Below are 4571 nucleotides of genomic sequence, written 5' to 3' on the forward strand. Positions count from 1 at the left end.
CCGCTCGATGGCCCGTCGGGCCGGGACCTGGCAGGACCATCCGTTGCGTACCAGCAGCTTGCGGACGCCCTGGATGGTGTAGGTCAGGTGGAAGCGTCGGCCGATCACCGTCTTCACACGGCTCAGGGTCCAGCGCTGGTCCTCCCAGCCGTGCGCGGCCGGCCCCTTGGCCAGCTCCGCCTCCAACTGGGCGAACTGCTTCTCGCTCAGCCTCGGCAACGATGCCGGCCCCTGTGACCGCAGAGCCCGCAGACCGCCCTCGTCCCACATCCGCCGCCATCTCTGCACGGAACGGACGCTGACCCGCAGGTCCCTGGCGATCACCGAGCATGCCTCGCCCTGGCCGAACCTCTCGGCAGCCTTCAGCCGTAACTCCTCGCGGAACTGCTGCCGTTCGGCGGTCAGCCCGCCCCCTTGTGGATACCGCATACCCCGGTGATACCGCACGGGCGACGAGCCGTCAGCCCCTACGACTCCACGAGTTCAACCTCAGTAGCTAAGTGCCACCGACCGTGTCCGCGCCGATCAGCCGTACTACTCGCAAAAGCACAAGAAACATGGCATGAACGTGCAGGTCATCGCCCGTCCCGACGGCACACCCCTGTGGTTCTCCCGCGCGACGCCCGGCCGCACACACGACCTGACCCCGGCCCGCGCCCACGGCATCGTTCAGGCCTGTCTGACCCGGCAGATCCTCGTGCCGGCAGACCGCGCCCACCAGGGCGCCGGCGCCACCTTCCGCACCCCCTACCACCACCACAGCGAACAGCCGCAACATTACCAGGAGTTCAACCGCGACCACGCTCGAGTCCGAGCCCCCGGCGAACGCGCCTTCGCCCAGCTCAAGTCCTGGCGCATCAACCGGAGAGCACGCTCCTCCACCCGCCGCGTCAGCCACACCGTCCAAGCCATCCACACACTGTTGACCTGCGAATATTCAGAATGAAAGAGGTTCACTGAGGTTTTCTCAGCGAAATGATCTTCGCGAAACGTCGTGAACTACTTTTCTCTGGACGGATCGGGCGAACGCATCCTGGCTGCGGGTAGACGTGAAGCCCCTGGTAGGACGGTTCTCACCACAAGATCGTCCGTTGAACCAGAGGCTTCACGTCGGTCACCTATGTTGCCACGCTCGATGTCCCGCGCCACGTCGTGGATCACCTCTCCCGGTTGCTGGCCGCGCACCGGTGGCAGCTTCGCACCCCGCGGGGTTCACGGGCCCTGGGCCCGTTCCGCCAGGCCGTGCTGGTCCTGCGCTGGTTCCGCGAACATGCCTGCGTGCACTGCCTGGCACGCGACGCCGGCGTCTCCCAGGCCACCGGTTACCGCTACCTTCACGAAGGCATCACCGTCCTTGCCGACCAGACCCCCGACTTGCACGAGGTCTTGAACCGCTGTCGGCGGGAGAGAATGACACATGTAATCCTCGACGGCACCCTCATCGACGCCGACCGCCTGGCCGGTGTCCGCGACAACGGCAACGACCTGTGGTTCAGCCAGAAACACAAGGCATTCGGCGGCAACGTGCAGTTCCTGTCGTTCCCGGACGGAACCCCGCTGTGGATCTCCGACGTCGAACCCGGCTCAATCCCCGACATCATCGCCGCCCGCATCCACACCCTGCCAGCCCTCTACAAGGCCGCCACCGACGGAGTGCCGACCCTCGCCGACAAGGGCTACACCGGCGCCGGTATCGGCATCCACGTCCCGGTCCCGCCCCAGGGGCAAGTCGGAACAAGCCCTTCACGTCGACACCCGCACGACGAACACCCTGATCAGGGATCTGCACGCCCGCGGTGAACGCGCAGCCGCAGAACTCAAGGAATGCCGGCGCGCACTCAAGCACGTCTCGCTCAGTCCCAGCCGGATCGGCGACATAACCCGCGCCGCACTCGTCCTCAACGGAATCTGGAAATGATCTTCGCTGAGAAAACCTCACTCGCTAGAATGAAAACGGAAACAGGTCAGGCAAACTGTACGCCGCCGTCAATCATTACTGACTGGCCGGTCATGTAGTCGGAGTCCGGTGACGCCAAATAGGAAACGAATTTAGCGACGTCTTCCGGCACCTCAACTCGTCCGAGGGTAATTTGCTCGGAGTATTTGCGAATAGCTGCCCCCTTGTCCAAGCCCTCAGCCTCCGCCAATCTCTCGTCGATGAGGTCCCACATGGCAGTGCCGACAATTCCAGGACAGTAGGCGTTGACAGTGATGCCGTGCTGAGCCCACTCCATCGCCGCAGCTTGTGTCAGTCCACGAACGCCCCACTTGGAAGCCGAGTAGTGACCCAACAGAGCGAATGGCCGATATGCGACAATGGACGCAGCTCCGATGATTTTTCCACCAGTCCCCTGCGCAATCATTTGTCGGGCAGCGGCCTGATATTGCAGAAATGCACCACGTAGATTCACTCGCAGGACCCGGTCAAATTCCTCCGTTGTCATTTCCAGCAAAGGGACTACGCCTGCCACCCCGGCATTGGCGACAAACACGTCCAAATGTTCCAAGTGCGACACTGATTCTTGTACCAATGATCGGATCTGCCGCTCATCAGTGACATCGACGTCAACCGCGAACGCCCGACCACCGGCGGCGGCAATACCGTCCGCGACGGCCTGAGCTTCGGTGTGCATAGCTGGCAAGTCCGCCACCACGACATTCAGCCCGTCCCGGCCTAGCCGTTCCGCGATCGCCCGACCGATGCCCCGTGCGGCCCCGGTGACAATGGCGCCGCGCTTCGGCCTGTCGTCCCGTGTCTCGTCTGTCGCCATGTCGTTCTGCCTCTCTAGCACTGTTGTCGATCGATCTATGATCGGGTACTTCGGCGGACGCGGTTAGCATCAGCCCCCTGACGCAAGACATTACGACAAAGCTTCTGGCTAACTTGTTCCGACACGCGCAGATGGGGTCGGTTTTTGAGAAATCCCAGAAGTCTTTGCACAGGCACCGATATTGAGCCTTTTCCATTCTGCCCTGTCAGTGCGGCAGTTGGCGTGACAGACGAGTGAAGCCCCTGGTAGACAGGGTCACGACAAGATCTCCCGTACCGCCAGAGGCTCCACGTGCTTGTCTACCCGTCCGGACTGGACCTGTCCAGCTCGCATCTTCGCTTCCTCAGCGCCCGCCTGCGCGAACGTCGCCGTTCGATCGGTAGCCGATGGCGTCGGCTGAGCGCCAGCCGACAGGCACTGAGCCCTTTCCAACCTCGTTGCACTGACCATGAGTTGGACGGCCCTGCGTAACAGCGAAGCTCCTGATAGACGGGTTCTCGACCAAGATCACCCGTGTCCGCCAGGAGCTTCCCGTGCTTGTCTACCCGTCGTCGATCGACCTGTCCAGCCATGCCTTGCGGTACCTGAGCAGGCAGCTCGCCGCCCGACAAAAGGAGATTGGGACGCGGTGGCGGCGCCTGCCGACAGGACGTAGGCCCTGCTGGTCCTGGCTCACCTGCGGTGCGGTGACACCTATGCCCAGCTCGCGGCCGGGTTCGGCATCGGGATCGCCACCGTGTTCCGCTACATACGTGAGGCCGTCGAGGTGCTGGCCGCTCTCGCGCCGTCCCTGGCCGAGGCGATGAAGACGATCCAGGAGATGGCGTTCGTCATCCTCGACGGGACCCTGCTATCGATCGACTGGATCGCCGCCGACACTCCGTACTACTCGGGAAAGCGCAAACGCCACGGCATGAACATCCAAGTCCTCGCCGATCCGTTCGGAAGACTGCTCTTGGCCTCGCTTGCCCTGCCCGGATCGGCCCACGATCTGACCGCCGCCCGGCAGCACGGGATCATCGATGCGCTCACCGATGCGGGCCTCAAATGCTGGGCGGACAAGGCGTATCAAGGCGCCGACGGACCCGTCCGCGTTCCCTTCCGAGACCGCCGGCTCAAGCGATGGAAGCGCCGCCACAACACCACTCACGCCAAGATCCGTTGTGTCGGTGAGCAGGCCATGGCCACCCTCAAGGGCTGGCGGCTCCTGCGGAAACTCCGCTGCAGCACCAACCGCATCACCAACTTCGTGAAGGCCGTCCTCGTCCTTCACCACGCATCAACGTGAGGTTGAAAAGAGCTCAGTGTCTCGTGTGTCCAGCATCAAGGGTCAAGGCCCTTCATCATCGCTCGCGAACTGTCCCGCCCCCGCTCGAGCAGCCGCTGTGCCCGGCACCCCGGAGCCCCGCTTGATCCAGCAGCCGCCGGAGACCCGCGCTGCCTGTTCTGTGTAGCCGACGACCGCCGTAACGGCCGACTCACCGCACCCCCGCCAGCGCAGATCCGCGACCGGCGGCGTCGTACACCTCTGCGACGCCCTCACCCCTAGCCTCGGGCTTTCGCGAGTGGGGCCGTCCAGGCTTTGATCAAATAAGTGGAGAGTGCTGCTGACCTGCAACGATGGGACGTGTCGAGGTTCCTGTCAGCTGCAAGGAAAGAAGCACTCTCCAAGTGAAGAAGCGTAGCGGGTCGTACGCGCGTGTCCGGGTCTGTCAAAAGAGCGGCTCTGTTCCGTAGTCGGTGGTGACGGCCGGTGGGCAGTTATTGAAGCAGGATGCGGTGTCGGAGGAGGTCGAATCC

Annotated in this window: 2 protein-coding genes and 4 pseudogenes; 4 read left to right on the forward strand and 2 right to left on the reverse strand. The window is 63.5% G+C overall.

The window, feature by feature from the left end; genetic code table 11:
- Positions 1-429, reverse strand: a 429-nt coding sequence (locus LCE31_RS37140) for a winged helix-turn-helix domain-containing protein (protein ID WP_225022459.1), incomplete at its 3' end; no start/stop codon positions are given.
- An 82-nt stretch (positions 430-511) separates the two neighbouring features.
- Between LCE31_RS37140 and LCE31_RS37145 the strand changes: the two are divergent.
- Positions 512-946, forward strand: a pseudogene (locus LCE31_RS37145) (transposase family protein); the annotation flags it as partial.
- A gap of 206 nt (positions 947-1152) precedes the next feature.
- Positions 1153-1918: pseudogene (locus tag LCE31_RS37150) on the forward strand (transposase family protein).
- A gap of 46 nt (positions 1919-1964) precedes the next feature.
- Here the strand turns inward: LCE31_RS37150 and LCE31_RS37155 are convergent.
- Positions 1965-2771, reverse strand: coding sequence for an acetoin reductase (locus tag LCE31_RS37155; protein WP_225022461.1), 807 nt, complete (start codon positions 2769-2771; stop codon positions 1965-1967).
- A gap of 291 nt (positions 2772-3062) precedes the next feature.
- On the opposite strand from LCE31_RS37155, the pseudogene LCE31_RS37160 reads away from it, so the two are divergent.
- A pseudogene (locus LCE31_RS37160) lies at positions 3063-3191 on the forward strand (IS5/IS1182 family transposase); the annotation flags it as partial.
- A 113-nt stretch (positions 3192-3304) separates the two neighbouring features.
- Positions 3305-4059, forward strand: a pseudogene (locus LCE31_RS37165) (transposase family protein).
- Positions 4060-4571 lie beyond the last annotated feature (512 nt).

The organism is Streptomyces sp. 8L, from assembly GCF_020176795.1.
Taxonomy (GTDB): Bacteria; Actinomycetota; Actinomycetes; order Streptomycetales; family Streptomycetaceae; genus Streptomyces.